Annotated in this window: 3 protein-coding genes; 1 reads left to right on the top strand and 2 read right to left on the bottom strand. The window is 71.6% G+C overall.

Features of this window, described 5'->3' with window-relative positions:
- Positions 1–199: 199 nt before the first annotated feature.
- Positions 200–1132 (top strand): cyclase family protein, encoded by a 933-nt coding sequence (locus AOK15_RS36370; protein WP_055522787.1) that lies wholly within the window; start codon positions 200–202, stop codon positions 1130–1132.
- A 499-nt stretch (positions 1133–1631) separates the two neighbouring features.
- Here the strand turns inward: AOK15_RS36370 and AOK15_RS36365 are convergent, their stop codons facing one another.
- Positions 1632–2159, bottom strand: a complete 528-nt coding sequence (locus tag AOK15_RS36365) for an ATP-binding protein (RefSeq protein ID WP_185093687.1) — start codon at positions 2157–2159, stop codon at positions 1632–1634.
- 504 nt (positions 2160–2663) lie between these two features.
- Positions 2664–3148 (bottom strand): acyl-CoA dehydrogenase family protein (locus AOK15_RS36360; RefSeq protein WP_276206252.1); only part of this gene is annotated, 485 nt, incomplete at its 5' end.

Below are 3148 nucleotides of genomic sequence, written 5' to 3'. Positions count from 1 at the left end.
CGCCCTCCGCCGCCGCGGCGAGGGCGACCGCGCGGCCGATCCCCCGTCCCGCGCCCGTGACGGCGACGACCTTGCCTGCCAAGAAGTTTCCCACCCCGGCCCCTTCCCCTCATCGCAGTTTCTGACGGACCGTTAGATTTGCTCGCACGCCGATTCTACGACCCGTCAGACACACCGACACAAGCCCCGGGGAGGGCCGATGTCACTGCCCACGGAGTTCCATGAGGTCGCCAAGCGCGTGAACAACTGGGGCCGCTGGGGGACGGACGACGAGATCGGCACGCTCAACCTGATCACCGACGACGTGGTCCGCGAGGCCGCTCGCTCGATACGTTCCGGTCGCCGCGTGCCGCTCGCGCTGCCCCTCCGGCAGGACGGCGTGCAGACGGGGATGATCCCGGGCCGGGTCAATCCGCTGCACGTCATGGTGCAGATCAACCAGGAGATCTTCGGGCCGGGCACGGTCGCGTGCAGCGACGACGCCGTGACGATGGGCCTTCAGGCGGGCACCCACTGGGACGCCCTCACCCATGTCTCCCACTCGGGCCGCCTCTACAACGGCCGCCCGGCGGACACGATCACCCCGCACACCGGGGCCGCGTTCGCCGGCATCGACAAGGCCCGCCACATCGTCTCGCGCGGCGTGCTCCTCGACATCCCGCGCGCCCTGGGCCTCGACACCGGCCGGCTGCCCGGCGGCCACGCGGTCACACCGGAGGACCTGGACGCGGCGGAGGAGTGGGCCGGGGTGCGGGTCCGCGCGGGCGACATCGTCCTCGTCCGCACCGGGCAGGTCCAGGCGTACCTCGCGGGCGACAAGCACGGGTACGCGTTCCCGTCACCGGGGCTGTCGATCCGCACCCCGGAGTGGTTCCACGCGCGGGACGTCGCCGCCGTCGCCAACGACACGATGACCTTCGAGATCTTCCCGCCGGAGATCGAGGACCTCTGGCTCCCGGTGCACGCGCTGCACCTGGTCGAGATGGGGATGCCGCAGGGCCAGAACTGGAACCTGGAGGAGTTGTCCACAGCCTGTGGAGAAGCGGGCGGGTACGACTTCCTGCTGTCGGCGATGCCGGAGCCGTTCGTCGGCGGGACGGGCACACCGGTGGCTCCGGTGGCGGTGCTGTGAGACAGGATCGGTAGGCGGCGCGCCGCTGCCCGCCCCGAGCTCGGCACCGCGCGCCGCCATCCGGCCTCGGCGTACCCGCCCCGCTCCCCGGGCCCGGTCGGGAGCCGACGCCGAAACACGACCCACACTCGTCGAGGGCTCCCGTCACCGAAGCCCTCGTCGTCCCCTCGCGGCGAATCGATGACCACAAGCGTGATCAAACGGACACGGCACGTCAACACCCGTTCGGGGATTTGCCCCTCGGGCCCGAGTCCCGACGCCGCGTACGGGAGCACCCCCGGCGCACACACCCGCCACCGCGAGCGAAGGGGACCGACGCCGTGCTTCGGCGCGCAGGCGCATGCGACACAGAGGCGCACGCCGGGCGCCTGCCGAGCAGGGGATACGCGCCGCACGGCAGATCCACACGCACACGAGGAGACGACCAGCGGGACGGAAACCACCCCGCCCCGCCCAAACTCGACCTCGACCGACCGCGCCGTACGGCAGTCCGCCCCGCCTAGACCGCCCCGTACGCCAGTCCGCCCCGGGACACCGCCGCCACGCCCGTGACGGCGCGGCCCGCCGGGTACCCGGTGGGGGCCGCGACGCCGCCCGCGCCGGTCGTTCCGGGCGAGCCGGGGGTGGCGCGGTCCAGCTCGCACCAGATGCGCTTGCCGATGCCCTCGTGGCTCCAGCCCCACCGGTCTGCGAGCCCCTCGACGAGCGCGAGGCCACGCCCGCCCGTCTCGTCCCCGTCGGCGCAACGGGGCGCCGGCGGACACGCGCTGGCGTCGGCGACCTCCAGGCGGACCGTGCCGGCGGAGCCGTCACGGAGCCCGGACAGCAGCAGACGCAGTACAGCCGGCCGCCCGGTGTGGACGACCGCGTTGGTGACCAGCTCGGAGACGAGCAGGATCAGCGTCTCGCCCAGCGGCTCGTCGTCCCCTATCCCGGACCCGGCGAGCCGTGAACGGGCCCATCTCCGGGCGCGACCCACTTCTGCGGGGTCGGGCCGGATCTCCAGCTGCACTTGAAGCACCTGCACCGCTCACACCATCCGAACCGGCGGACACATCGCCGCACGCCCCTCCGGGGCCACGATCGTGGTCATCTTCTGCTCGGCCGACTCCACTGCCGTCGGCACCGGAATCACGGAACGTGATCCCCCTACTAGACAGCATGGTTGACGTACAGTCACCTCAACAAGCGCTTCGGGCATATTCCAGCGCGAAGGAGTACACCTGGGGCATACTGTGCGACGCTCATCGCGGGGAGTCGAACAGACCGGAGTGACACGCCTCCGGCCCACCTCACGAGCGACGGGCACCGCCGCGGCCGGGGCCGCCACAGGGGCAACACCGGGCCGACTGAGCCTCGGAACCACTCGCATCCCCCAGAAGGTACCGGAGTACGACTCCGACTCCAGGCCGTGACAAGTCACACCTAGGACACAACCCGGTATCAACGCTCGGTAATTCCGGTATGCCACGTTCCGCGACATTCCCTCATGATGCCGCCACGGACTTCGCGGCGGCCCTGGTCAGCGCGGTCAGCGGGACTCGGCCAACAGTTCGCCCGCCAGCACTTCCTCACTGTCCGTCATCAATCCGCCACGTTCTGCCCGGACCCACGCCCGCTTGAGACACAGGTGTACGTCGGCCTCCCAGGTGAACCCCATACCGCCGTGGACCTGGAGACAGTCGCGGGCACCGCGCACGGCCGCCTCGTCGGCCAGCAGCCGGGCCGCCGCGATGTCCACGGGGTCGGCGGTGACGGCCGCCGCGTAGACGGCCGCTCTGGCGACCTCCACGCGGACCAGCAGTTCGGGCGGCCCATCGGCGCGTTCCAGGCGGTCAAGCACCTCTGCGCCGAACTGCTGGTCCGCGTAGACGGCCGCTCTGGCGACCTCCACGCGGACCAGCAGTTCGGCGCAGAGGTGCTTGACCGCCTGGAACGCGCCGATGGGCCGCCCGAACTGCTCGCGTGTCCGGGCGTGTTGCACGGCGGCCTCACAGGCTCGCACCGCCGTGCCGA

The sequence above is a fragment of the Streptomyces ossamyceticus genome, from assembly GCF_001418475.1.
GTDB lineage: Bacteria > Actinomycetota > Actinomycetes > Streptomycetales > Streptomycetaceae > Streptomyces > Streptomyces ossamyceticus.
This window is presented reverse-complemented; position numbering and strand designations above follow the sequence as displayed.

What these genes read in the sequence shown, in the direction of transcription:
- AOK15_RS36370 (WP_055522787.1), top strand. Translation starts at nt 200, where the DNA reads ATGTCACTGCCCACGGAGTTCCATGAGGTCGCCAAGCGCGTGAACAAC.